Genomic DNA, 24,120 nt, shown 5'->3' with positions numbered 1-24,120 from the left:
GCCATGCACCTGCTCAGGACCCAGCCCGGCAGTTTCGTGTCGGATGACAACATTGCCGACCTTGGACAAACCCCCGCCGAGCTGGTGATCCTGTGCAGCGGCGATTCCAGCCTGGCGCTGCTCGCCGAAGCCGCGCAGCAATTGCCCGAGGATTACCCGAGCCTGCGCCTGGCCAATCCGATGCAGGTGCAGAATCACGCCTCGGTCGATCTGTATGTCGATGAAGTGCTGCGTCACGCCAAGGTCATTCTGATTTCGCTGCACGGCGGCATCGCTTATTGGCGTTATGGCGTCGAGCGACTGGTGGAGTTGTCTGAGCGCGGGGTGCAGGTGATTCTGGTGCCCGGTGATGATCGTCCCGACCCGGAACTCAGCGACCTGAGCACGGTGCCCGCCGAAGATCGCGACCGCCTCTGGCAGTTCTTGCGTCAGGGTGGCATGGGCAATGCGCTGGACTTCTTCCATTGCCTGGCCAACCGCTGGCTGGCGCGTGACTACGCCTGGGGCGAGCCGCAGGCGTTGCCGCGTACAGCGATTTACCAGCCACAGAAAAACACCGCCGCGCTGAGCGACTGGCAAGCCGAATGGCTGCCCGGTCAACCGGTCGCGGCGGTGTTGTTTTATCGCTCGCATTTGCAAGCGGCGAACACCGCGTTCATCGATGTGTTCTGCCAGCGCTTGCAGGCGGCGGGGCTCAATCCGTTGCCGATCGCCGTCGCCAGCCTGAAAGAACCCGGCTGTCTGAGCGTGGTCGAGGACTGGCTGGATGAGGTTGAGGCGGCGGTGATTCTCAACACCACCGGGTTCGCGCAGTCCAGCCCGGAAGCGCCGCATCTGCGCCCGTTCCGGCGCAATATTCCGGTGATTCAGGCGATCTGCGCCCAGGACAACGAGCCCGGTTGGCGCGACAGCGAGCAGGGCCTGGGGCCAAGGGACCTGGCGATGCACATTGCCTTGCCGGAACTCGACGGGCGCATCATCAGCCGGCCGATCAGCTTCAAGGATCTGGCCTGGCGCAGCGAGCGCAGCCAGTCCGACGTGGTCTGCTACCGGGCGCAACCCGAACGCATGGATTTCGTCGCTGAACTGGCGCGGCGCTGGAGCGATCTGGCGCGGCTGCCGAACGCTGAAAAACGTATTGCGCTGATCCTCGCCAACTACCCGACCCGCGATGGTCGAGTCGGCAATGGCGTCGGTCTGGACACGCCGGCGGCGGCATTGAATATCCTGCGCGCGTTGCAGGCGGAAGGCTTCCCGCTGACGGCGAAGTTGCCGGACAGCGGCACCGAACTGATCCAGCAATTGCTCGGCGGCGTCAGCAACGACCTCGACAGCATCGACCTGCGTCCGTGCCAGCAAAGCCTGGCGATGGACGCCTATCTGGCGATGTTCAATACGTTGCCGGAAGCCAATCGCGCGGCAGTGCTGGAACGCTGGGGCGCGCCGCAAAACGATCCGATGTGCCGTGACGGACGGATGATGATCGCCGGTCTGCGTTTTGGCCTGACCTTCGTCGGCATTCAACCGGCGCGCGGTTATCAGGTCGATTCGAGTGCGGTGTACCACGACCCGGATCTGGTGCCGCCGCACGGCTATCTGGCGTTCTATTTCTGGCTGCGCAACACCTACGGTGCCCACGCGGTGATTCACGTCGGCAAGCACGGCAACCTCGAATGGTTGCCGGGCAAGGGCGTGGGGCTTTCGGAGAATTGCTGGCCGGACGCATTGCTCGGGCCGCTGCCGAACATCTATCCGTTTATCGTCAACGACCCGGGCGAGGGCGCCCAGGCCAAACGGCGCACGCAAGCGGTGATCATCGACCACCTGATGCCGCCGCTGACCCGCGCCGAAACCTACGGCCCGCTGCGCAATCTGGAACTGTTGGCCGACGAATATTACGAGGCGCAACTGCTCGATCCGCGTCGCGCCCGCGAGCTGCAGCGCGACATTCTGCAACTGGTGCGCGAGACGCAGATCGACCGCGAACTGCAACTCGACGCCGGTCTGGACAGCGACGCCGACGCAGCGATCTGGCTGCCGCGTCTGGACACCTATCTGTGTGACCTGAAGGAATCGCAGATCCGCGATGGCCTGCACATCTTTGGCGAATCGCCGACCGGGCGTTTGCGCATCGACACGCTGCTGGCGCTGCTGCGCATTCCGCGTGGCGACGGCAAGGGTGCGCAGTCGAGTCTGCTGCGGGCGTTGGCCAAGGCGTTTGAGCTGGGGTTTGATCCGCTGGATTGCGCACTTGCCGAACCGTGGAACGGCCCGCGCCCGGCGGAGCTGCAAAGCGTCAGCGACGAAACCTGGCGCACCGCCGGTGACACCCGCGAACGCCTCGAACTGTTCGCCACCCAACTGATCTCCCAAGCACTACAAGTCCCCTGTGGGAGCGGGCTTGCTCGCGAAAGCGTCGTGTCAGTCGATATAAATTTATCTGACCCACCGCTTTCGCGAGCAAGCCCGCTCCCACAGGGACCGGAATGGTCTGATGTAACGTCGATCCTGAACAGCCTGCGCGAAGTCGTCGCCCCACGCCTAGACGCCTGCGGCCCCGCCGAAATGCGCGGTCTACTCGACGCCCTGAACGGCCGCTTTGTCCCCGCCGGCCCAAGCGGCGCGCCCAGCCGTGGTCGTCTCGACGTGCTGCCCACCGGGCGCAATTTCTACTCGGTGGACGTGCGTAACCTGCCGACCACCACCGCGTGGCGCATCGGTTTCCAGTCCGCCACGCTGATTCTTGAGCGGCATTTGCAGGATCACGGCGATCACCTGCGCCAGCTCGGTTTATCGGTGTGGGGAACGGCGACCATGCGCACCGGCGGTGACGACATCGCCCAGGCCATGGCGCTGATGGGCGTGCGTCCGGTCTGGGCCACCGGCAGTCAGCGCGTCGATGATTTCGAGATTCTGCCGCTGAGTCTGCTCGATCGGCCACGAGTCGATGTCACGCTGCGGGTCTCGGGCTTCTTCCGCGATGCCTTTGCCAACCTGATTCGCCTGTTCGACGCGGCCGTGCAAGCGGTGGCAGCGCTGGACGAACCGGATGACCTCAATCCGCTGGCCGCGAAGGTGCGCGCTGAACGTGAGGCGCTGCTGCAATCGGGGCTGGATGCCGAAGCGGCGCGACGCCAGGCCGGCTGGCGGATTTTCGGTGCCAAACCCGGAGCCTATGGCGCGGGCGTACAGGGCGCCATCGATGGGCGTCTGTGGCAGAGCCGCGAAGATCTGGCCGAGGTCTACCTGAACTGGGGCGCCTACGCGTACGGCGGGGCGGACGAGGGCACCGCCGCCCGCGAGCAGTTCGTCCAGCGCCTGAGCCAAGTGCAGGCGGTGTTGCAGAATCAGGACAACCGCGAGCACGATTTGCTCGATTCCAACGACTATTACCAGTTTCAGGGCGGCATGCTCGCGGCGGTGGAAACCCTGCGCGGGGAAGCGGCGGCGAGTTATCACGGCGATCACAGCCAGCCGGATCTACCGAAAATCCGCACCCTGAAAGAAGAGCTCAATCGGGTGATCCGCTCGCGGGCAGCCAATCCGAAGTGGATCGACGGGGTCAAACGTCACGGCTATAAAGGTGCGTTTGAACTGGCGGCGACGGTCGATAACCTGTTCGCCTTCGACGCCACCACGCAACTGATCGATGATCATCAGTATGCGTTGCTGGCCGATGCCTATTTGCTCGACCCGACGACGCGGGATTTTGTTCGTGAACACAATCCGCATGCGCTGCGCGACATGACCGAGCGCATGCTCGAAGCGCAGCAGCGCGGGATGTGGCAGGAACCCGGGGCCTATAAAGAAGCCCTGGAAAACCTGCTGCTGGATATAGAAGAAGACACCTGACATACCGCCTCACTCTGTGGGAGCGAGCCTGCTCGCGAAGGCGTCGTGTCAGACAGTATTTTTGTAGCTGGCACACCGCTTTCGCGAGCAGGCTCGCTCCCACAGGGATCAAAGTGGCTCCCAACGATTTTCGACAGATCACCGACCATGACCGAGTATTGATGATGACCGACACCCCGCATTTCCCGCTCTCCGCCGTGGTCGGCGCCGATGACCTGAAACTCGCGCTGTGCCTCACCGCCATCGACCCGAAAATCGGTGGCGTGCTGATCGAAGGCCCGCGCGGCATGGCCAAGTCGACCCTGGCCCGTGGCTTGGCCGATCTGCTCGCCAGCGGTCAATTCGTCACGCTGCCGCTGGGCGCCACCGAAGAGCGTCTGGTCGGCACCCTCGATCTCGACGCCGCGCTGAGTGACGGGCGTGCGCAGTTTTCTCCCGGGGTTTTGGCCAAGGCTGACGGCGGTGTGCTGTACGTCGATGAGGTGAACCTGCTGCCCGATCATCTGGTGGATCTGCTGCTCGATGTGGCAGCCAGTGGCACCAACCTGATCGAGCGCGACGGCATTTCCCATCGGCATTCGGCGCGATTTGTATTGATCGGCACGATGAACCCGGAAGAGGGCGAATTGCGGCCACAGCTGCTTGACCGTTTCGGCCTGAACGTCGCCCTCAGCGGCCACACCGCGCCGACCGAACGCGGGCAGATCATCCGCCGCCGACTGGATTTCGACAGCGATCCACAGGCGTTCTGCGTGCAGTGGGAAGCCCAGCAGCAAGCGCTGCGTGAGCGCTGCGAACAGGCGCGCATCGCCTTGGCGAACATCCCGCTGGATGACGACGCGTTGGCGAGCATCACCCAGCGTTGCTTCGCTGCTGGCGTCGATGGCTTGCGTGCTGATCTGGTCTGGCTGCGTGCGGCCCGTGCGCATGCGGCATGGCGCGGCGCCGAAGCGATTGCCGAGCAGGACATCGACGCCGTGGCGGAATTTGCCCTGCGGCATCGGCGTCGCGAACCTTCTTCGTCGAGTCCGCAACCGCCCGCGCAGAGCCCGGCCAAATCCCAGGCTGAACCAAGCGAAGGGCAAGGGCAGTGGGGCGATATGCCCGCCCCGGCACTGGCCACGGGTGCTCGCCGTGAAGTGCCGAGCTGGCCAAAAAAGTAACCGGCATTCGTCCCCGATCCGACGCGGGGGCGAATGCCAGACCCCGCGCCGGACGCCTCGACCATGGACGCCAGGGCCAGCGCCACGCAGCGCGCAGCGGCCTGGTGAACTGGCCGGGCACGCTGCTCAATGGTCGGCCGCAGACTCGTGAAGATCTGCAGTTCCAGTTGCGTACTCGAACTCCCCATGAGCTGTGGCTGGTGATCGTTGATGCCTCGGCTTCAACGCGTCGGCATCAGGCGCTGAGCGATGCCAAGGGCCTGCTCGCGCAATTGTTCGATGATGCTTATCGGCAGCGCGCGCGACTGGCCTTGCTGACCGCCAGCGGCAGCGCGCCGAAATGGCAGGTGCAGGGGTTGAAGGCGTCGAGTGGCTTGCGCACCTGGCTGGAGGCACTAGGGGCGGGCGGTGGAACGCCGCTAGTGGCAGCTTTGACGCAGGCACAGCAATGGCTGACCCAACGACAAAAGCGCTTCCCGGCCGAGCAGCAGCGCGTGCTGGTGGTGACGGATGGGCGTTTGAAAGCCTTGCCGTCGATACCGCCGCTGGAGTGTCCGGGATTGTTGATCGACATTGAGCGCGGGCCGATCCGCCTGGCACGGGCGCGGGAATTAGCGACGGCGCTGAATGCGGAATATCGGCATATCGATGATGTGTGAAGTCTGAGCGGGCCTCTTCGCCAGCAGGCTGGCTCTCACAAGGAATGTGAACGCTGCTTTACCTGTGGGAGCGGGCTTGCTCGCGAAGAGGTCACCTCGGTTCAAACGGATATCATCCAAACTTGCAGCGCTGCTCTATGCTCCACCCCAGCCCAATCACAAGGAGTGAACCATGCGGGTATTGGTCGCCAATCCTCAGGACGATTTCCGCGTCAAAGCCTACGCCGGCACCAATGGCGTGCTGCTGGCCATGGATCTGGCTGAGCCGCGGCGTAAAGGCTTGCTCGGGTTTGCCATCGAAAAGCAGCAGGGCGACAAACCGTGGTTGTTTCTGTTCAACAGCCTGACGTTTCCCGGCAAGGCACACACGTTCCTCCAGTATCACGCCACGCCCAGCGATAAAGCGCCGCTGCAGAAATTTCGCTGGGCCGATTACGCGGTCAATCCGGGCACGACGATGCACTATCGCGTGCATCTGGCCTACGGCACGGCAGACGCGCCACAACTTGGCGAATCACTGGAGCTGAGCATCACCAGTGACGACGGTCATCCGGCCAACCAGAGCGTGATCTTCAACCGTGCCGTGGCCGCCAGTCAGGCCTTCCAGCGCAAATTTCCCGACCTCGACGCGCAGATCAGCGCCAACAAAAATCTGCCCATCGAAGCCTGGCCCGACGCGGCGCGCCTGTGGCTGGAGAACGGACTGCTGGAGCGATTGCTGGGTTTTATCGAACGTGCGGTGGACGCGCAGTGGGCGCTGGACATTGCGATCTACGAGTATCAGTTGCAGGCGATTGTCGATGCAGTGAACGCTGCGTTCGCCCGTGGGGTTCAGGTGCGCGTGCTGTATCACGCCCAGCCTGATGACCCTGGTACAACCTTCAACGAAGCGAACCTTGCCAGGTTGCCTGAGGCGAACAAACGTGGCCGGGTCACTCACAATATTTTCCACAACAAATTCATCGTCCTCAGCCGTGTCGATGGCGCGGGTCAGCGTCAACCGCAGGCCGTGCTGTGCGGCAGCACCAATTTCACCGCCAATGGTGTTTATCGCCAGGCCAATGTGGTGCATACGCTCGACGATGAGACGATTGCCATGCGGTATTTGCAAACGTTCGAAGAGGTTTGGGCCAATCCCGCCGACGTCGGCGCGACGCGCAACTGGATCACCGAGCACAATCCGATGGACTCCGCGCAGCCGCTGTTCGCCGGGTTCTCGCCACGTCGCGGCGGGGCTGATTTGCGCGAGTTCGTCGAGATCATCGAGGCGGCGAAAAAGGACGTGTTGTTCGTCACCGCGTTCAGCCTGCCGGATGCGATTCTCAACGCGCTGCTCGGCAAACCGCATGACGATATCCTGCGTTACGGTCTGCAAAACACCGCGAGCCGTATAACCGGATTTCACGCCGATCGCTCCGCCGAATTCGCCGCTACGGCATTGCTGAACACCGGTCTGGAAGGTTGGCTCAAGGAAAACATGAAAGGCCAGAAGGGTAACCTGCTGGTGCACACCAAAGCTGTGGTCAGCGATTTCACCAGCGATACCCCGACGATTATCAGCGGCAGCCACAACTTCAGCACCTCGGCCAGTAACGGCAATGACGAGAACTTCCTGATCATTCGTGGCGACACCGATCTGGCTGATCGTTATGGCCTGGAATTGTTGCGGTTTTATGAGCATTACCGCTTTCGCTATTTCGCGAAGAAGCTGGCGCTGAAGCAGGTGAGTCCGTTGGCGGAGGATGACAGCTGGACTTATGATTATTACGTAGAGGGGGATCTGCGGCAGTTGTCGCGCTTGCGTTTTGCCGGACGATGATGTGGTGTGTTTGATGACCCCTTCGCGAGCAAGCCCGCTCCCACATTGGACCTTCTTTGAAGTCAGAACCTGCGTCCGACGAATAGCCCCTGTGGGAGCGGGCTTGCTCGCGAAAGGGCCTGCAGGAAAATCACATTTCCTGTGCTCTTACAGATTTTGAAATGATTTGCCGCTGTAGAAAATGTGCCTTGAGCCTGTACGCTCCAAGGCCATTTTTCATTCAGGATTTGCATGAACACCCTCTTGGAGCCTCCCAGTCGTACCTTCTCCACGCGCCATGGCGCGGTCTTGACGCACTCGCAGCTTCCGGTTTTCCGACACCCGTCTATCGTTGACAACGCGGCTTCAGAGCCTTCGCGTTGCACTTTGCCGTGCCCGGCAGCCTGAATTCACTGAAGAGAGATCGAGACATTTTATGGAATGGTTAGCGGATCCCACGGCCTGGTTAGGCTTGTTGACTCTGATCGTGCTGGAACTGGTGCTGGGTATCGACAACCTGGTGTTCATCGCGATCCTGGCGGACAAACTGCCGCCGCATCAGCGCGACCGTGCGCGAATCATCGGCCTGTCGCTGGCGTTGATCATGCGCCTGGGCCTGTTGGCGAGTATTTCCTGGCTGGTCACTCTTACGCAGCCATTGTTCGAGGTATTCGACAAGAGCTTCTCCGGCCGTGACCTGATCATGCTGTTCGGTGGTGTGTTCCTGTTGTTCAAGGCCACCATGGAGCTGCACGAACGACTCGAAGGCCACGTCGGCCAGCGCTCGACCAACGCCGCTTACGCGCTGTTCTGGCCAATCGTCGCGCAGATCGTGGTGCTTGACGCGGTGTTCTCGCTGGACGCGGTAATCACCGCCGTCGGCATGGTCGATGAACTGGCGGTGATGATGATCGCGGTGATCATTTCCATCGGCCTGATGATCGTCGCCAGCAAGCCGCTGACCCGCTTCGTCAATGCGCACCCGACGGTGATCATGCTGTGTCTGGGCTTCCTGATGATGATCGGTTTCGCCCTGACGGCCGAAGGCCTGGGTTTCCACATCCCGAAAGGCTATCTGTATGCGGCGATTGGTTTCTCGATCCTGATCGAGGTGTTCAACCAGATCGCTCGGGCCCGACGCAAGCGTTCGATGCAAGGCTTGCGCCCCATACGTGAGCGCACGGCCCACGCGGTAATGCGTCTGCTGGGCGGGCGCAAGCTGGAGGCGGAGGAGGTCGGCGAGGAAATTTCCGATCTGCTGGATGACGGCGAAGCCCCGAGTGCGGAGCTGTTCGACCGCCGCGAGCGAGTGATGATCAGTGGCGTGCTGCAACTGGCCGAGCGGCCGATTCGGAACCTGATGACCGTACGTGCGGATGTCGACACCATCGATCTGGCCGACGACGCCGAGACGATTCGCACAAAATTGATGCACTCGTCGTATTCACGTCTGCCGCTGATTCGCCACGGCGCGGTGGATGAACCGTTGGGCTTCGTGCACAAAAAGGAACTGCTCAAGGAATACCTGGCCGGTGCCGAGCCGAACCTGGAGCACCTGGCGCGCAAGACCATCAACCTGCTCGACAGCTATTCGATCCTCAATGCGCTGGAGCAGATGCGCGCGGCGTCGACCCACATCGCCTTCGTGGTCAACGAATTCGGTGACTTCGTCGGTGTGTTGACCATGACCGACATCCTCGAATCGATTGCCGGCGAGTTGCCCGATGCCAGCGAAATCGAAGGTCCGGACGTGATCGAGGGGCAGGGCGGGTTCATCGTCAACGGCGCGTTGAACCTGACGCGTGTTCGCCAGCGCACCGGGTTTGGCGCCGAACCGACCGAGGACTATCAGACCCTGGCCGGACTGGTGATGAGCCTGCTGGATCGCTTGCCGATGATCGGCGATCGGCTGCAGTACGCAGGCTGGCAAATGACCGTCAAAGCCGTTGAGGAACGACGGGTGACGCAGGTGTTGCTGGTGCGCGATTCTGCGTAAGGCAGCAGCCTTGCGCTGACGGTGCCGGCCCCTTCGCGGGCAAGCCCGCTCCCACAGTGCACGCGTCGTACACGAAATGTGTGAACAACGTTGACCCCTGTGGGAGCGGGCTTGCCCGCGAAAGCGATGTGTCAGACGCCGCAACGATTACGGGAAATGCACTGCCTCAAATCACCCGCCGATGCGCACGCGTGATTGTGCAGAGCCTGCTCAATGTGCGGCGCAACCACGGCAGGTCATGTCGTGGTTTCTGCTGCACCACCGGTGCCCTGGTCCTGCCAATATGCCGGGCAAAGTCCGCCGCCAGTGTTTCCTCTGTGCCGATGCCTTTGAGTTTTTTCACCAGCCTGCCGTTCTTGTAGAACAGCACCGTCGGCGTGCCGGTGACCAACGGATGGCGCGGCGACTCTCGGGTGTTAAGCATGTAGATATTGGCGCGATGCCGGTACGGCTCGGCAATCTGACGAAAAATCGGCCCGGCCCATTCGCAGGCGGGGCAGTGTTCATTGGCGAAATACAGGATCACCGGGCGCCAGGTTTTCAGGGCTTTGCGGTAAACCGGGGCCAGATTGGAAATGGTATTGGCAGCGCTCATTGAGAACTCCTTTTCAACGACCTCGAAGGTTCGATGACGTTAAAGAAGGGTGAAGAACAGGTCTACTGTCAGAAATTACAGGTGGCCTGTGGATTCGCGAGATTTTTCCCACTTTTATGAAGGACCGGCCCGACACGAAGCCCGGAAATGTGGAATGTCGGGACGTGATACCTTTTTTCACTCAATAAAAGAGAAGGCGGTAATAAGCGATAGGCGTCGAAGCCGTCTTGGAGTGCTATTTTAAGCACCATTAACAGCACTCCAGGGAGCACCATCATGACTCACGTAGTCCTTTCTAATATCGTTGCGAGTATTTCTGAATTGAAAAGAAACCCCATGGGTACCGTGGCCGCCGGTGGCGGCCAATCTGTTGCAATCCTCAATCGAAATGAGCCAGCGTTTTATTGTGTTCCCGCAAAGGAGTATGAGGCGATGATGAATCGCCTTGAGGATCTGGAACTGATCGCACTGTGCAAGGAGCGAGAAAACGATCCCACCATCAAGGTCTCTATAGATGACCTATGAGTTGGAGTTTTCCGAGAAGGCCTGGAGGGAATGGAAAAAGCTTGATTCAGCACTTCAGATCAGTTCAAGAAAAAGCTCTCTACACGTCTGGTCAATCCTCACGTTCCTGCCGATCGACTCCGAGGGCTGGGAAACGCCTACAAAATCAAGCTTCGCAGTGCTGGATACAGGCTGGTCTATCGCGTAAAGAACGAGGTTTTGGTTGTTACCGTGATTGCGGTAGGGAGAAGAGAGCGGGGAGAGGTCTACGACAAAGCCGCTTGCCGATAGATATGGAGAGCTGGCCCCTTCAATCGCTAACCACATTGCACCGAAGTAGCCCTTCGTGCTCCATCTGGGAACCTGCTACTCGTTATTTGTAGCCTAAGGTAGCGCAGCCCATCAGTACCCGCACCTGACTCCATTTTTCGCATTTCCTGCATCCCGTTGATTCCAAAAACATTTAACCCCTCTACAGATTCCCTGTGATTCCTGTGGCACACTTTCTGCTGTTTATTCCGTAGTAACAAACCTTGTTCCGGTATAGCGGAATAAACATCATCTGGAGTGCTTGCCATGCATCGCCGTCCTTCGTTGTTCAAAGCGTGTGTTTTCGTTCTTGCGGCTTCGTCCGCTGTGATGGGCATGGCCCAGGCAGCCGATAGCAAGCTCGACAGTGTTCTGGCCCGGGGCAAGCTGATTGTCGGCACCGGCAGCACCAATGCGCCGTGGCACTTTCAGGGGGCGGACGGCAAGTTGCAGGGCTTTGATATCGACATCGCCAGGATGGTGGCCAAAGGGCTGTTCAATGACCCGAACAAGGTCGAGTTCGTCGTGCAGTCGTCCGATGCGCGGATTCCCAATCTGCTGACCGACAAGGTCGACATGAGTTGCCAGTTCATCACCGTTACCGCCAGCCGTGCGCAACAAGTGGCGTTCACCCTGCCGTACTACCGCGAAGGTGTCGGCCTGCTGCTGCCAGCCAACAGCAAGTACAAGGAAATCGAGGACCTGCAGGCGGCCGGTGACAGCGTTACTGTGGCCGTGCTGCAAAACGTCTATGCCGAAGAGTTGGTGCATCAGGCGCTGCCCAAGGCCAAAGTCGATCAGTACGACAGTGTCGATCTGATGTATCAGGCGGTGAACTCCGGTCGCGCCGATGCCGCTGCTACCGATCAGTCGTCGGTCAAGTACCTGATGGTGCAGAACCCCGGCCGCTACCGCAGCCCGACCTACGCGTGGAGCCCACAGACCTACGCCTGCGCAGTCAAACGCGGCGATCAGGACTGGCTGAACTTCGTCAACACCACTCTGCATGAAGCCATGACCGGCGTTGAGTTTCCGACTTACGCAGCATCTTTCAAGCAGTGGTTCGGGGTTGACCTGCCGTCGCCGGCGATCGGTTTCCCTGTCGAATTCAAATGATCCCGTGAGAGTGGGGCGCCTGCACGCGCCCCGCTCAAGGTACTGCTGACCATGAACTATCAGTTGAACTTTGCTGCCGTGTGGCGCGATTTCGACACCTTGCTGGCGGGGCTCGGTCTGGGTCTTGAACTGGCGCTGGTGTCGATCGCCATCGGCTGCGTGATCGGCCTGCTGATGGCGTTTGCCTTGCTCTCGAAGCATCGCGCCTTGCGGGTGCTGGCCTCGGTGTACGTCACGGTGGTGCGTAACACGCCGATTCTGGTGTTGATTCTGTTGATCTACTTTGCCTTGCCGAGCCTGGGCATTCGTCTGGACAAGATCCCCTCGTTCATCATCACGCTGTCGCTGTATGCCGGTGCCTATCTGACCGAAGTGTTCCGTGGCGGCTTGCTGAGCATTCCCAAAGGCCAGCGTGAAGCCGGGCTGGCGATCGGTCTCGGTGAGTGGCAGGTCAAGGCCTATGTCACCGTGCCGGTGATGCTGCGCAACGTGTTGCCGGCGCTGTCGAACAACTTCATCTCGCTGTTCAAGGACACTTCGCTGGCCGCCGCGATTGCGGTGCCGGAGCTGACCTATTACGCGCGCAAGATCAACGTCGAGAGCTACCGGGTGATCGAAACCTGGCTGGTGACCACGGCGTTGTATGTCGCGGCCTGTTACCTCATTGCCATGCTGCTGCGTTACCTCGAGCAGCGTCTGGCGATCCGCCGATAGGAGGCTGCGATGTACGAATCTCCCAGTTGGTTGCATGAATTGTGGGTGGCACGCGAGACGTTGCTGCAAGGCTTCCTGACCAGTGTGCAGGTGTCGGCATTGGCGATTCTGTTCGGCACGCTGCTCGGGGTTGTCACCGGTCTGGTGCTGACTTACGGCAAGTTCTGGATGCGCGCGCCGTTCCGCTTTTATGTCGACATTATTCGCGGCACGCCGGTGTTTGTATTGGTGCTGGCCTGCTTCTACATGGCGCCGGCGCTGGGCTGGCAGATCAGCGCGTTTCAGGCCGGTGCGCTGGGCCTGACGCTGTTTTGCGGCTCGCACGTTGCCGAGATTGTGCGCGGTGCCTTGCAGGCATTGCCGCGTGGACAGATGGAAGCGAGCAAGGCGATCGGCCTGACGTTTTATCAGTCTCTCGGTTACGTGCTGTTGCCCCAGGCGTTGCGGCAGATCCTGCCGACCTGGGTCAACTCGTCCACCGAAATCGTCAAGGCCTCGACCTTGCTCTCGGTGATCGGTGTCGCCGAATTGCTGCTCAGCACCCAACAGATCATCGCCCGGACCTTCATGACTCTGGAGTTCTACCTGTTCGCCGGTTTTCTGTTCTTCGTCATCAACTACGGCATCGAATTACTCGGCCGGCATATTGAAAAGCGGGTGGCCCTGCCATGACTCAAGCTCAAGTTTCCAACGTTCAGAACGGTCAGCCGCTGCTGGACATCCGTGGCCTGCACAAGCAGTACGGCGCAGTCGAAGTGCTCAAGGGCGTCGACTTGAGCATGCAGCGCGGCAACGTCGTGACGCTGATCGGCTCCAGCGGTTCGGGTAAGACCACCTTGCTGCGCTGCGTGAACATGCTTGAAGAGTTCCAGGGCGGGCAGATCCTGCTCGACGGCGAGTCCATCGGCTATGACGAGGTCGGCGGTAAACGTGTGCGTCATGCGGAAAAAGTCATCGCCCGCCATCGCGCCATGACCGGCATGGCCTTCCAGCAATTCAACCTGTTTCCGCACCTGACAGCCTTGCAGAACGTCACCCTCGGTCTGCTCAAGGTTAAGAAAATGCACAAGGACCAAGCCGTGGTGCTGGCCGAAAAATGGCTGGAGCGGGTCGGCCTGCTGGAGCGGCGCAATCACTTTCCCGGGCAGTTGTCCGGTGGTCAGCAACAGCGTGTGGCGATTGCCCGGGCGATTGCGATGAACCCCAGCCTGATGCTGTTCGACGAAGTCACCTCGGCCCTCGACCCGGAGCTGGTCGGTGAAGTGCTGAACGTGATCAAGGGCCTGGCTGAAGACGGCATGACCATGTTGCTGGTGACCCACGAGATGCGTTTCGCCTTCGAGGTCTCGGACAAGATCGTGTTCATGAATCAGGGGCGAATCGAAGAGCAGGGGCCGCCCAAGGAACTGTTCGAACGCCCGCAATCGCCGCGTCTGGCTGAGTTTCTCAAGAGCACGCGGTTCTAATTTTTGCTTTGTAATCAGGAGAAGTACCCATGAGCATTACTCGATACGGCACCGGCAGCACCGCCGCTGGCGGTCAGCCACGCCCCTTTGCGCGCGCGGTTGAAGCGGATGGCTGGCTGCACGTGTCCGGCCAGGTGCCGGCGGTGGATGGCGAGATCATCGTTGGTGGTATCGTCGAGCAGACCCACCAGACCATGAAAAACCTGATCGCGATTCTCGAAGAGGCCGGTTATGGCCTGGAAGATGTGGTGCGGGCCGGCGTATGGCTGGACGATCCACGGGATTTCAGCAGTTTCAATAAGGTTTTCGGGGAGTACTTCAAACCTGAACACGCCCCGGCACGGGCCTGTGTGCAGGCGAGCATGATGGTCGATTGCAAGGTCGAGATCGATTGCATCGCGTACAAGAAGAAACCCTGAAATCTGTGCTGACTTCTTCGCGAGCAGGCTCGCTCCCACATTTGAAATGCAATCCCCTGTGGGAGCGAGCCTGCTCGCGAAAGCGGCCTACCAAGCGCCGCAGTAGTCTCGGTAAACTCCCGGCACTTTCATTGGGAACTGAAAACATGACCGAAGACACCATCAAACGCCGGGCCCGTGGTCTGGATCGGGCGTTCGATATCCTCGACTTCCTCAAGGAGATCGGCCAGCCGCTGCGTCCGAACGACATCGCCAACGGTATCGGCAGCCCGAAATCCACGGTCTACGAACTGGTGGCGTCGCTGCTGGAACGACGGATTCTGGAGCCGGTGGGCAAGGACGGTCACGTCTATCTCGGACGTCAGTTGTATTTCCTCGGGCAGGCGCATCTGCGCCATTTTGACCTCAGCCGCGAGGCCGATCACGCCTTGCAGGAAATCGTCAGCCAGACCCGGGAAACTGCGCAAATGTGCCTGCTCAACGGGCGCAAATACACGGTGGCGCTGATGAAGGAGGGCGAGCGGCATTTCCGCATTTCGTCCGACATCGGCGAAAACGCGCCGATCCCGTGGACTGCGTCCGGGCGCTTGCTGCTGGCGCATTTGAGCGACCAGCAGATCATCGACCTGATCGACGAGGACGACTACATCCTGCCCGACGGCGAGCGCCTGCCGCTGGAACGCTTTCTGGCGGAGATCCGCCAGGCCGGCATCGACGGATTCTTCTCGTTCGACAGCGTGGCCGACACCTTCACCCATTGCTTCGCCGCGCCGGTCAAAGACCCCAGCGGCGTGGCCATTTGCACCCTGTGCATCGTCGCCCCACGGGCCGATGCGAAGAACAATTACGACGACTATCGCCGGGTGCTGATCGAGAGCGCCAACAGCCTCGCCCGGCGCATCAACGAATAACCGCGGCTGTTTGCGGCCGCGACTGAATGCGAGGAGTTTGACCATGACGACTGCCATCAATACCGCTGTGGAAAAGGGCGACGCTGCCGTTGGCGCGCACCTTGTGCGCGACGTCAGCCTGCCGGCGCTGGTGTTGCACCGCGAGGCGCTGGAGCACAACATTCGCTGGATGCAGAAGTTCGTCAGCGACAGCGGCGCCGAGCTCGCGCCCCACGGCAAGACCAGCATGACCCCGGCGCTGTTCCAGCGTCAGCTCGACGCCGGCGCGTGGGGCATCACCCTCGCCAGCGCCACCCAGACCCGCGCCGCATACGCCCACGGCGTGCGCCGGGTGTTGATGGCCAACCAACTGGTCGGCACGCCGAACATGGCACTGATTGCCGATCTGCTGGCCGATGCCGATTTCGATTTCTACTGCATGGTCGATCACCCGGACAACGTCGCCGATCTCGGCGCCTACTTCGCCTCGCGCGGAGTGAAGTTGAATGTGATGATCGAGTACGGCGTGGTCGGTGGCCGCTGCGGTTGCCGCAGCGAGCAGGAAGTCATCGCGCTGGCCCAGGCGATCAACGCGCAACCGGCGCTGGCTCTGACCGGCATCGAGGGTTACGAAGGGGTGATCCATGGCGATCACGCGGTTAGCGGCATTCGTGAATTCGCCGCGTCGCTTGTGCGCCTGGCGGTGCAGTTGCAGGACAGCGGCGCGTTTGCCATTGCCAAGCCGATCATCACCGCCTCGGGTTCGGCGTGGTACGACCTGATCGCCGAGTCGTTCGAAGCGCAGAACGCCAGCGGACGCTTCCTCAGCGTGCTGCGCCCGGGCAGTTATGTCGCCCACGATCATGGCATCTACAAGGAAGCGCAGTGTTGCGTGCTGGATCGTCGTAGCGATCTGCACGAAGGATTGCGCCCGGCGCTAGAGGTTTGGGCCCACGTGCAATCGCTGCCGGAGCCGGGTTTTGCGGTGATCGCTCTCGGCAAGCGCGACGTGGCGTTCGATGCCGGACTGCCGGTGCCGTTGTTGCGGTACAAGGCCGGTGTGGTGCCGGCGGTCGGCGATGACGTTGGCGCGTGCAAGGTGACGGCGGTGATGGACCAGCATGCGTTCATGAGCGTGGCGCCGGGGGTTGAGTTGCGGGTGGGCGACATCATTTCCTTCGGCACCTCGCACCCGTGCCTGACGTTCGACAAGTGGCGGGTGGGGTTGCTGGTGGATGAGCAGTTGGCGGTGGTCGAGAGCATGGAGACCTGCTTCTAAGGTTTCAGACCGAGTCGCGCCCATCGCGAGCAGGCTCACTCCTACAGGGGAACGCATTCCAATTGTAGGAGTGAGCCTGCTCGCGATGAGGGCCGCCCAAACACCGATGATTATCCAGAGACACCTCCCAATGACCAGCCTCAGCCCCCTGGGCCCGAACACCCCGCGCATCGCCCTGATCGGCGAGTGCATGATCGAACTCCAGCACCGCGCCGACGGCAGCCTGCAGCAAAGCTTCGGCGGCGATACCTTGAACACCGCGGTGTACCTGTCCCGCGCCCTCGGCGACAAAGCCCAGGTCGATTACGTCACCGCGCTCGGCGACGACAGCTTCAGCGATGCCATGTGCCAGAGTTGGGCCGATGAAGGCATTGGCCTGGATCTCGTGCAGCGTCTGCCCGGTCGCTTGCCCGGCCTGTACTGCATCCAGACCGACGCCAACGGCGAGCGGCGTTTCCTCTACTGGCGCAATGAAGCGGCGGTGCGCGATTGCTTCACCACCCCGGCGGCGGAGCCGATTCTGGCGGCGCTGCCGGACTACGATGTGCTGTATTTCAGCGGCATCACCCTCGCAGTGTTAGGTGCGAAGGGGCGCGAGCGCTTGATCCAGACCCTGATCGAAGCCCGCCAGCGCGATGCGCGGATCGTCTTCGACAACAATTATCGGCCACGCTTGTGGGCGTCACAGGAAGAGGCGCGGGCGGCCTATCGCAGCGTGTTGCCGCATGTCGATCTGGCGTTGTTGACCGTGGATGACGAACAGGCGCTGTTCCATTTTGCCGATTGCGACGCGGTGTTCGAGGCGTACGCGCAGATCGGCACGCCGGAAGTGGTGCTCAAGCGTGGCGCCGAGGCGTGTCTGATTCGCTGCGATGATGAGGCGTTCGAAGTGCCGGCGCAGCAGGTCGAGAAGGTGGTGGATACGACGGCAGCGGGGGATTCGTTCAGTGCGGCGTATCTGGCCAGGCGTTTGCTGGGTGGCAGTCCGGTCGAGGCGGCGCAGGCGGGGCATTGGCTGGCGAGTCGGGTGATTCAGGTGCCGGGGGCGTTGATTCCCAGGTAAGCGGTGGATGGCCGCTTGCTGCGCAATCGGTTCGCGGGCAAGCCCGCTCCCACAGGGGACCGCATTCCAGACTGTGGGAGCGAGCTTGCTCGCGAAGAGGCCCGAAAGCAAAGCACTTAATCGCGGAAAAACACCTGCACCAGGTGATAGCCGAACTTGCTCTTGATCGGCCCATGCACCGTGCGCAGCGGCTTCTTGAAAATCACCGCATCGATCGCGCCGACCATCTGCCCCGGCCGCACTTCACCCAGATCACCGCCGCGTTTGCCGGACGGGCAGGTCGAGTATTTCTTCGCCAGCACATCGAACGCTTCGCCCTTGGCAATGCGTTGCTTGAGTTGTTCGGCCTCTTCGGCGGTTTTCACCAGAATGTGGCGGGCTTGGGCTTTCATCGTGCGATACCTGTAACGGGGTGACGGCGGGGCGCGGGATTATGCCTCAAGTGACGGCGTTTGGTTGATCATCTCGCGGATCTTGTTGGCCAGCACTTCAATCGAAAACGGCTTGGCCACCATGTCCATGCCATCCTCGAGAAAGCCCTGACGCTCGGCGGCTTTCTGCGCGTAACCGGTCATGAACAGCACCTTCAGCCCCGGACGATGCTGGCGGGCGATTTCCGCCAGTTGCCGGCCATTCATCCCCGGTAGACCAACGTCGGTCACCAGCAGATCCACACGCAGCTCCGATTCCAGCAGCGGCAGGGCGGCGCTGGCGTCGGCGGCTTCGTGGGCGAGGTAACCCAGCTCCTTGAGCAGATCGAGCACCAGCATGCGCACCGCCGGGTCATCCTCAACCACCACCACGGTTTCCCCGCAAGTGGCCGTCGGCGCTGCACCGAGGGTTTCCACAACTGGCCGTTCCGGCTCCAGCAGGTTCAGGCGCGGCAAGTACAAGCGCACACAGGTGCCCTGATTCGGCAGACTGTCGAGGCTGACATGCCCGCCCGACTGCTGGGCGAAGCCATAAATCATCGACAGTCCGAGCCCGGTGCCCTGGCCGATCGGTTTGGTGGTGAAGAACGGATCGAACGCCTTGGCGCGCACCGACGGCGTCATGCCGGTGCCGTTGTCGCTGACCGCCAGCATCAGGTAGTCGCCGGCCTTGACCGGTTCGAGGGTGGTGATGTCGTTGCCGTCGAGGTAGACATTAGCGGTTTCGATCAGCAACTCGCCGCCATCGGGCATGGCGTCGCGGGCGTTGATCACCAGGTTGAGCAAAGCATTTTCCAGTTGGCTGACGTCGGTGCTGATCGGCCAGACATCGTCGGCCAGGCGCAGCGTGAGTTCGATCGGGTCGCCCTTGGTGCGGCGGATCAAATCCTCCAGCGAATGAATCAGTTCGTTGACGTTGAGAGTCTTGCGGTCCAGCGACTGCCGACGCGAGAACGCCAGCAGCCGATGGGTCAGCGCCGCCGCTCGGTTTGCCGACGACACCGCCGCTTCGGTGAAACGGCCGATTTCATCGGCGCGGCCGTCGGCGATGTAGCGCTGCATCAGGTCGAGGCTGCCGATGATTCCAGTGAGCATGTTGTTGAAGTCGTGGGCGATACCGCCGGTGAGCTGGCCGACCGCTTCCATTTTCTGCGCATGGCGCAACGCATCTTCGGCGCGCTCACGTTCGAACATCTCGTTCTGCAGACGCTGATTGGCCTGAGCCAGTTGTTCGGTGCGGGCGCTGACCCGCTCTTCGAGGGTTTCATTGAGATTGCGCAGGGCTTCTTCGGTCTTCTTCCGTTCGGATTCGTCGATCACGAAAATATAAAAACCGTTGACTGAGCCGTCGGCGCCGTGGCGCGGGAGGTAATTCATCAGCGCATGGCGGTTGCTGCCGTCGCGATGCGGGGTATACAGGCTGAACGAGCAGGGCCGCCCGGCCAGGGCCTCGGCAATATAGGGCGCGCGCAGGAAGTAGGCTTCTTCGCCGATCACTTCGCGAATGGTGCGGCCATACAGTTCCTGCGGCGTGAGGCCGTACCAGTCCAGATACGCCGCGTTGTTCAGGCGAAAGCGCTCTTCGTGGTCGACATAGCTGATGAGGATCGGCATTGCATTGATGATCAGCTGCAATTCCGTCTGGCTCTGGCGCAGCGCCTGCTCGGTGTGCTTGCGTTCGGTCAGATCCAGCGCGGCGCCGAGGAAACGCACCGGTCGCCCGTGGTGATCCTTGTAACAGCGGCCCCGGGCAAACACCCAGCGCAGCTCGCCGTCGGCTTTCAGCAGGCGATATTCCTCGGCGTACTCGGTGCCGTGGGTGATGCAATGCTTGATGCTGCGGGCGATCAGCGCGCGGTCTTCGGGGTGCACGCCTTGCAGGTAGTCACTGATCGGTAGCTGGCTGGCGTGGGCCGGATCGATGCCGTGCAACTGGGCGAAATGGGCGTCGGCAATGAAACGGTCTTCGCCGATGTCCCAATCCCAGGTGCCAACCGCATCGGTGGCGGCCAGCGCCAGTTGCAGGCGTTCTTCAGTGTCGCGCTGAGCCTTGAGACTTTCTTCGGAGCGGCGTTGCAGTTCGAGGGCGATGCGCCGGCGTTCGTTGGTTTCAATGGCCGTCACCAGGATCCCGGCCACTTGCGTGTTTTCATCGCGGATGGGGCTGTAGGTCAGGTCCAGCCAGAAGTCGGACTCTATGCCTCCGCGTTGCAGGGTAAATCGCCGCTCGCTGTAGGTGCGCACCTGGCCTTGTAGGACGGCTCGATAAATCGGGTCGGTAAAGTCCTGAAGTTCCGGCCATATAAGGTGCGCCGGCTGTCCGAAAGCGTGTGGATGCTTGCTGCCGGCGAGCATCGCAAAGCCATTGTTGTAGATCTGCGTGAGCTGCGGCCCCCACAACAGCAGCATCGGCATCGGCGAGTGAATCACGATGTCCACCGCGGTGCGCAGGCTTTGCGGCCAGGTGCCAGAAGCGCCCAACGGCGTGCGGCTCCAGTCGGTACGGGCGATCAGGGCTTGGGCGTCATCGGGGGAGGGTGCTGCGTTCATTACATCTATCCTGAGCGTCGGTCAGTGCGTTGGCATCTACTATTCTTGCACTTGCGGTAGACGCTGTATGACCCGTGACGTCACGACAGCGGGTCATTTCTGTTCATTGAATGCTTCGCGGGTGCTTATTGCCATGGAAATCGATGCACTGTTGCTCCGTCTGTCGAGCCAGCACGGCTCTGACCTGTTCCTGTCCACGGGAGCGCCACCCAGTGCGCGCATCGATGGCGTGCTGACGCCGTTCAGCGAGCGGCCGTTCAAGCCCGGCGAGGTCGAGACCATCGCCAACTCCCTGATGGACGCCGAGCAACGGCGCGAGTTCGATCGGGATCTGGAAATGAACCTGGCGATTTCCCGTACGGGCATCGGGCGTTTTCGGGTGAACGTCTTCAAGCAACGCAATGATGTGTCAATCGTGATCCGCAACGTCAAACTCGATATCCCGCGCTTCGAAGACCTGAAACTGCCGCCGGTATTGCTGGAAACGGTGATGCTCAAACAGGGGCTGATCCTGTTCGTTGGCGCCACCGACTCCGGTAAATCCACTTCGCTGGCCGCGCTGATCGATCACCGCAACCGCCACAGCAGCGGGCATATCATCACCATCGAAGACCCGGTGGAGTATATCCATCGACACCAGCGCTCGATCATCAATCAACGCGAAGTCGGCGTCGATACCCGCAGTTTCCATGCGGCGCTGAAAAACACCCTGCGCCAGGCCCCGGATGTGGTGCTGATCGGTGAGATCCGCGACCGCGAAACCATGGAGCATGCGCTGACGTTCGCCGACACCGGGCATCTGGTGCTGTCGACGTTGCATGCGCACAACGCCAATCAGGCGCTGGACCGTATCGTCAATCTGTTCCCCGAAGAGCGCCGCCTGCAGTTGCTGCATGCACTGGGCAACAATCTCAAGGCGTTCGTCTCGCAACGGCTGGTGCGCACTGTGGACGGTCAGCGGCGGGCGGCGGTCGAAGTGATGCTCGGCACCCCGACCATCGCCGACCTGATCCGCCGCAACGAGTTGGGCGAACTCAAAGGCATCATGGAGAAGTCCGGCGAGGCCGGCATGCAGACGTTCGACGCGGCGCTGTACGGGCTGGTGGTGGAGGGCGTGATCAGTGAGGACGAAGCGCTCAAGCATGCCGATTCGCAGAACAATCTGCGCCTGCGTTTGAAACTGCACACCGAGGCGGGCCCGGCGCCCGCACCCACAACATCAGGCGATTGGGGCCTGATGGATTAACACCCCACCCCTGTGGGAGCGGGCTTGCTCGCGAAAGCGGTGTATCAGTCACATTGTTATCGACTGACAGATTGCCTTCGCGAGCAAGCTCGCTCCCACAAGGGATTGGGATCAGTCCGACAATTCCGGGCGATTGCGGAACTGCTCCAAGGCCTCGGGATTGGCCAACGCATCGGTATTTTTCACCGGCTCGCCATGCACCACATTGCGCACCGCGAGTTCCACCACCTTGCCGCTGATGGTGCGCGGAATATCGGTCACCGCGACGATCTTCGCCGGCACATGGCGCGGCGTGGTGTTGGCGCGGATCACCTGGCGGATCTGCTGTTGCAGGTGGTCATCCAGCGTCACGCCATCCTGCAGACGGACAAACAGCACTACGCGCACATCGTCTTGCCATTGCTGTCCGATCGCCACGCTGTCCAGCACCTGCGGGACCTTCTCGACCTGACGATAGATTTCCGCCGTGCCGATGCGCACGCCGCCGGGGTTGAGCACGGCGTCGGAGCGGCCATGGATCAGCATCCCGCCGTGGGGCAGTTGCTCGGCGTAGTCGCCCTGGGCCCAGATACCGGGGAACAGGCTGAAATAGGATTTGCGCAGCTTTTCGCCGTCAGGGTCATGCCACAGCCCGACGGGCATCGCCGGGAAGTGTCGGGTGCAGACCAGTTCGCCTTTTTCGCCGATCACGGCAACGCCGGCGTCGTTCCACACTTCAACCGCCATGCCCAGGCTCTTGCCCATGATTTCGCCGCGGCGCACCGCCGACAGCGGATTACCGTTGACGAAGCACGACACCACATCGGTGCCGCCGGACATCGACGCCAGGCACACATCGCGCTTGAAGTCGCGGTAGACGAAGTCATAACTCTGCGGCGACAGCGCGGAGCCGGTGCAGAGCAGGGTCTTCAGGCTACTCAGATCATGGCTGTGCGCAGGCTTCAAACCGCTGCTTTCCAGTGTCGCGAGAAACTTGGGGCTAGTGCCGAACACACTGATGCGCTCGTCGTCGATCAGGTCGAGCAAGCGCTCATGGCCCGGGTGAAACGGCGAGCCGTCATACAGCACCACCGCGCTGCCGACCGCGAGGGCCGAGACCAGCCAGTTCCACATCATCCAGCCGCAAGTGGTGTAGTAGAACAACCGGTCACCGGGGCCAAGATCGACGTGCAGCCCATGCTCCTTGGCATGCTGCAGCAGCACGCCGCCGGTGCTGTGCACGATGCATTTCGGCACGCCGGTGGTGCCGCTGGAATACAACACGTACAACGGGTGATTGAACGGCACCGGAACAAAACGCGGTTCGCCGCCGGGTTGGTAGAACTCGTCCCACAACGTCACGTTGGCGTGGGTTTGGTAATCCTCGGTACGGGCCTGCGCGCGAGCGTAGGGCACGATGATCAACTGCTGCAGCGATGGCAGTTGCGCGAGGATTTCGTTGATCTTGGTGGTCTGGTCGATGTCTTTGCCGGCGTAACGGTAGCCGGCGCAGGTGATCAACACTTTGGGTTCGATCTGGCCGAAACGGTCGATCACGCCGTGGGTGCCGAAGTCCGGCGACGAGCACGACCAGATCGCCCCGAGGCTGGTGGTCGCGAGCATCGCCACCAGAGTCTGCCAGGTGTTGGGCATGCACGCGGCCACGCGGTCGCCGAGGCCGACACCGGCGGCTTGCAGGCTGGCCTGAAAACCGGCGACGTGCTCGGCCAGTTCGGCCCAGGTCAGCTGTTCGCGCTGACCGTTTTCCGCCACGGCGATCACTGCAACGGCATGGTCACGACGGCGCAGCAGGTGTTCTGCAAAGTTCAGGGTCGCGCCGGGAAACCATTCGGCACTGGGCATCTGCGCGCCTTCACGCAGGACGGCGTCGGGCTGGGTGTGAAAGCGGATGTCGAAGAAATCGACGATCGCCTGCCAGAACGCTTCGCGCTGTTCCACGCTCCAGCGGTGCAGGTCGGTGTAGCTGCTCAGCGCCAGGCCATGGCGCTGATTGATGTCGCGGCGGAACTGATCCATGCGCGATTGGGCGATACGCTCGGCGTCGGGTTGCCAGAGGAGGTCGGACATTGG

The 24,120-nt window shown here is 61.5% G+C and carries 19 protein-coding genes and 1 pseudogene; 16 read left to right on the top strand and 4 right to left on the bottom strand.

Annotation, left to right across the window (positions count from 1 at the left end):
* Window positions 1-3: 3 nt before the first annotated feature.
* From cobN to ACOYXG_RS14435, 5 genes are all read left to right on the top strand, one after another.
* Window positions 4-3,852 (top strand): cobaltochelatase subunit CobN, encoded by a 3,849-nt coding sequence (gene cobN / locus ACOYXG_RS14455; RefSeq protein WP_460352402.1) that lies wholly within the window; start codon window positions 4-6, stop codon window positions 3,850-3,852.
* A gap of 164 nt (window positions 3,853-4,016) precedes the next feature.
* The gene (locus ACOYXG_RS14450; RefSeq protein ID WP_460358464.1) at window positions 4,017-5,015 is read left to right on the top strand and encodes an ATP-binding protein; all 999 of its coding nucleotides are present in this window, start codon (window positions 4,017-4,019) and stop codon (window positions 5,013-5,015) included.
* 104 nt (window positions 5,016-5,119) lie between these two features.
* Entirely contained in the window at window positions 5,120-5,674 is a 555-nt protein-coding gene (locus ACOYXG_RS14445; RefSeq protein WP_460352400.1) for a vWA domain-containing protein, read from the top strand.
* Window positions 5,675-5,846: 172 nt separating this feature from the next.
* Entirely contained in the window at window positions 5,847-7,493 is a 1,647-nt protein-coding gene (locus tag ACOYXG_RS14440) for a phospholipase D-like domain-containing protein (protein WP_460352398.1), read from the top strand.
* Window positions 7,494-7,908: 415 nt separating this feature from the next.
* Window positions 7,909-9,468, top strand: coding sequence for a TerC family protein (locus ACOYXG_RS14435; protein WP_115989670.1), 1,560 nt, complete (start codon window positions 7,909-7,911; stop codon window positions 9,466-9,468).
* 166 nt (window positions 9,469-9,634) lie between these two features.
* Here ACOYXG_RS14435 and ACOYXG_RS14430 read toward each other — a convergent pair whose 3' ends face one another.
* Entirely contained in the window at window positions 9,635-10,063 is a 429-nt protein-coding gene (locus ACOYXG_RS14430) for a thioredoxin family protein (RefSeq protein WP_027612652.1), read from the bottom strand.
* 276 nt (window positions 10,064-10,339) lie between these two features.
* Here ACOYXG_RS14430 and ACOYXG_RS14425 point away from each other — a divergent pair, with 276 nt between their 5' ends.
* From ACOYXG_RS14425 to ACOYXG_RS14380, 10 genes and pseudogenes are all read left to right on the top strand, one after another.
* On the top strand, window positions 10,340-10,588 hold the full coding sequence (locus ACOYXG_RS14425; protein ID WP_003225462.1) for a type II toxin-antitoxin system Phd/YefM family antitoxin: 249 nt from the start codon (window positions 10,340-10,342) through the stop codon (window positions 10,586-10,588).
* Window positions 10,578-10,858, top strand: a pseudogene (locus ACOYXG_RS14420) (type II toxin-antitoxin system RelE family toxin). The gene ACOYXG_RS14425 and the pseudogene ACOYXG_RS14420 overlap by 11 nt, the downstream one beginning before the upstream one ends.
* Window positions 10,859-11,143: 285 nt before the next feature.
* On the top strand, window positions 11,144-11,992 hold the full coding sequence (locus ACOYXG_RS14415) for a transporter substrate-binding domain-containing protein (protein WP_047294802.1): 849 nt from the start codon (window positions 11,144-11,146) through the stop codon (window positions 11,990-11,992).
* Between the two features lie 51 nt (window positions 11,993-12,043).
* On the top strand, window positions 12,044-12,706 hold the full coding sequence (locus ACOYXG_RS14410) for an amino acid ABC transporter permease (protein ID WP_003225455.1): 663 nt from the start codon (window positions 12,044-12,046) through the stop codon (window positions 12,704-12,706).
* Window positions 12,707-12,715: 9 nt separating this feature from the next.
* Entirely contained in the window at window positions 12,716-13,378 is a 663-nt protein-coding gene (locus ACOYXG_RS14405; RefSeq protein ID WP_007965124.1) for an amino acid ABC transporter permease, read from the top strand.
* Complete coding sequence (locus tag ACOYXG_RS14400; protein WP_007965123.1) at window positions 13,375-14,172, top strand: amino acid ABC transporter ATP-binding protein; 798 nt, start codon at window positions 13,375-13,377, stop codon at window positions 14,170-14,172. The genes ACOYXG_RS14405 and ACOYXG_RS14400 overlap by 4 nt, the downstream gene beginning before the upstream one ends.
* Before the next feature lie 29 nt (window positions 14,173-14,201).
* The gene (locus ACOYXG_RS14395) at window positions 14,202-14,591 is read left to right on the top strand and encodes a RidA family protein (protein ID WP_003225452.1); all 390 of its coding nucleotides are present in this window, start codon (window positions 14,202-14,204) and stop codon (window positions 14,589-14,591) included.
* Window positions 14,592-14,737: 146 nt separating this feature from the next.
* The gene (locus tag ACOYXG_RS14390) at window positions 14,738-15,502 is read left to right on the top strand and encodes an IclR family transcriptional regulator (RefSeq protein ID WP_027612656.1); all 765 of its coding nucleotides are present in this window, start codon (window positions 14,738-14,740) and stop codon (window positions 15,500-15,502) included.
* A 43-nt stretch (window positions 15,503-15,545) separates the two neighbouring features.
* Window positions 15,546-16,760 carry an amino acid deaminase gene (locus ACOYXG_RS14385; protein ID WP_460352392.1) on the top strand — a complete coding sequence of 405 codons (1,215 nt, stop codon included), beginning with the start codon at window positions 15,546-15,548 and terminating at the stop codon, window positions 16,758-16,760.
* A gap of 130 nt (window positions 16,761-16,890) precedes the next feature.
* Entirely contained in the window at window positions 16,891-17,823 is a 933-nt protein-coding gene (locus tag ACOYXG_RS14380) for a sugar kinase (protein ID WP_210557287.1), read from the top strand.
* Between the two features lie 116 nt (window positions 17,824-17,939).
* Here ACOYXG_RS14380 and ACOYXG_RS14375 read toward each other — a convergent pair whose 3' ends face one another.
* Together ACOYXG_RS14375 and ACOYXG_RS14370 are read right to left on the bottom strand one after the other, a co-directional pair.
* Complete coding sequence (locus ACOYXG_RS14375; protein ID WP_003225447.1) at window positions 17,940-18,215, bottom strand: peptidylprolyl isomerase; 276 nt, start codon at window positions 18,213-18,215, stop codon at window positions 17,940-17,942.
* Window positions 18,216-18,254: 39 nt separating this feature from the next.
* Complete coding sequence (locus ACOYXG_RS14370) at window positions 18,255-20,804, bottom strand: PAS domain-containing hybrid sensor histidine kinase/response regulator (protein WP_460352389.1); 2,550 nt, start codon at window positions 20,802-20,804, stop codon at window positions 18,255-18,257.
* 133 nt (window positions 20,805-20,937) lie between these two features.
* Between ACOYXG_RS14370 and ACOYXG_RS14365 the strand changes: the two genes are divergently transcribed.
* Window positions 20,938-22,050, top strand: coding sequence for a PilT/PilU family type 4a pilus ATPase (locus ACOYXG_RS14365; protein WP_460352387.1), 1,113 nt, complete (start codon window positions 20,938-20,940; stop codon window positions 22,048-22,050).
* Window positions 22,051-22,161: 111 nt separating this feature from the next.
* On the opposite strand, the gene ACOYXG_RS14360 is transcribed toward ACOYXG_RS14365, so the two are convergent.
* On the bottom strand, window positions 22,162-24,117 hold the full coding sequence (locus tag ACOYXG_RS14360) for an acetoacetate--CoA ligase (RefSeq protein WP_460352385.1): 1,956 nt from the start codon (window positions 24,115-24,117) through the stop codon (window positions 22,162-22,164).
* Between the last annotated feature and the right edge of the window lie 3 nt (window positions 24,118-24,120).

It is taken from the genome of Pseudomonas sp. G3-39 (assembly GCF_054790485.1).
This window is presented reverse-complemented; position numbering and strand designations above follow the sequence as displayed.

What these genes read in the sequence shown, in the direction of transcription:
- cobN (WP_460352402.1), top strand. Translation starts at nt 4, where the DNA reads ATGCACCTGCTCAGGACCCAGCCCGGCAGTTTCGTGTCGGATGACAAC.
- ACOYXG_RS14450 (WP_460358464.1), top strand. Translation starts at nt 4,017, where the DNA reads ATGACCGACACCCCGCATTTCCCGCTCTCCGCCGTGGTCGGCGCCGAT.
- ACOYXG_RS14440 (WP_460352398.1), top strand. Translation starts at nt 5,847, where the DNA reads ATGCGGGTATTGGTCGCCAATCCTCAGGACGATTTCCGCGTCAAAGCC.
- ACOYXG_RS14435 (WP_115989670.1), top strand. Translation starts at nt 7,909, where the DNA reads ATGGAATGGTTAGCGGATCCCACGGCCTGGTTAGGCTTGTTGACTCTG.
- ACOYXG_RS14430 (WP_027612652.1), bottom strand. Translation starts at nt 10,063, where the DNA reads ATGAGCGCTGCCAATACCATTTCCAATCTGGCCCCGGTTTACCGCAAA.
- ACOYXG_RS14425 (WP_003225462.1), top strand. Translation starts at nt 10,340, where the DNA reads ATGACTCACGTAGTCCTTTCTAATATCGTTGCGAGTATTTCTGAATTG.
- ACOYXG_RS14415 (WP_047294802.1), top strand. Translation starts at nt 11,144, where the DNA reads ATGCATCGCCGTCCTTCGTTGTTCAAAGCGTGTGTTTTCGTTCTTGCG.
- ACOYXG_RS14410 (WP_003225455.1), top strand. Translation starts at nt 12,044, where the DNA reads ATGAACTATCAGTTGAACTTTGCTGCCGTGTGGCGCGATTTCGACACC.
- ACOYXG_RS14405 (WP_007965124.1), top strand. Translation starts at nt 12,716, where the DNA reads ATGTACGAATCTCCCAGTTGGTTGCATGAATTGTGGGTGGCACGCGAG.
- ACOYXG_RS14400 (WP_007965123.1), top strand. Translation starts at nt 13,375, where the DNA reads ATGACTCAAGCTCAAGTTTCCAACGTTCAGAACGGTCAGCCGCTGCTG.
- ACOYXG_RS14395 (WP_003225452.1), top strand. Translation starts at nt 14,202, where the DNA reads ATGAGCATTACTCGATACGGCACCGGCAGCACCGCCGCTGGCGGTCAG.
- ACOYXG_RS14390 (WP_027612656.1), top strand. Translation starts at nt 14,738, where the DNA reads ATGACCGAAGACACCATCAAACGCCGGGCCCGTGGTCTGGATCGGGCG.
- ACOYXG_RS14385 (WP_460352392.1), top strand. Translation starts at nt 15,546, where the DNA reads ATGACGACTGCCATCAATACCGCTGTGGAAAAGGGCGACGCTGCCGTT.
- ACOYXG_RS14380 (WP_210557287.1), top strand. Translation starts at nt 16,891, where the DNA reads ATGACCAGCCTCAGCCCCCTGGGCCCGAACACCCCGCGCATCGCCCTG.
- ACOYXG_RS14375 (WP_003225447.1), bottom strand. Translation starts at nt 18,215, where the DNA reads ATGAAAGCCCAAGCCCGCCACATTCTGGTGAAAACCGCCGAAGAGGCC.
- ACOYXG_RS14370 (WP_460352389.1), bottom strand. Translation starts at nt 20,804, where the DNA reads ATGAACGCAGCACCCTCCCCCGATGACGCCCAAGCCCTGATCGCCCGT.
- ACOYXG_RS14365 (WP_460352387.1), top strand. Translation starts at nt 20,938, where the DNA reads ATGGAAATCGATGCACTGTTGCTCCGTCTGTCGAGCCAGCACGGCTCT.
- ACOYXG_RS14360 (WP_460352385.1), bottom strand. Translation starts at nt 24,117, where the DNA reads ATGTCCGACCTCCTCTGGCAACCCGACGCCGAGCGTATCGCCCAATCG.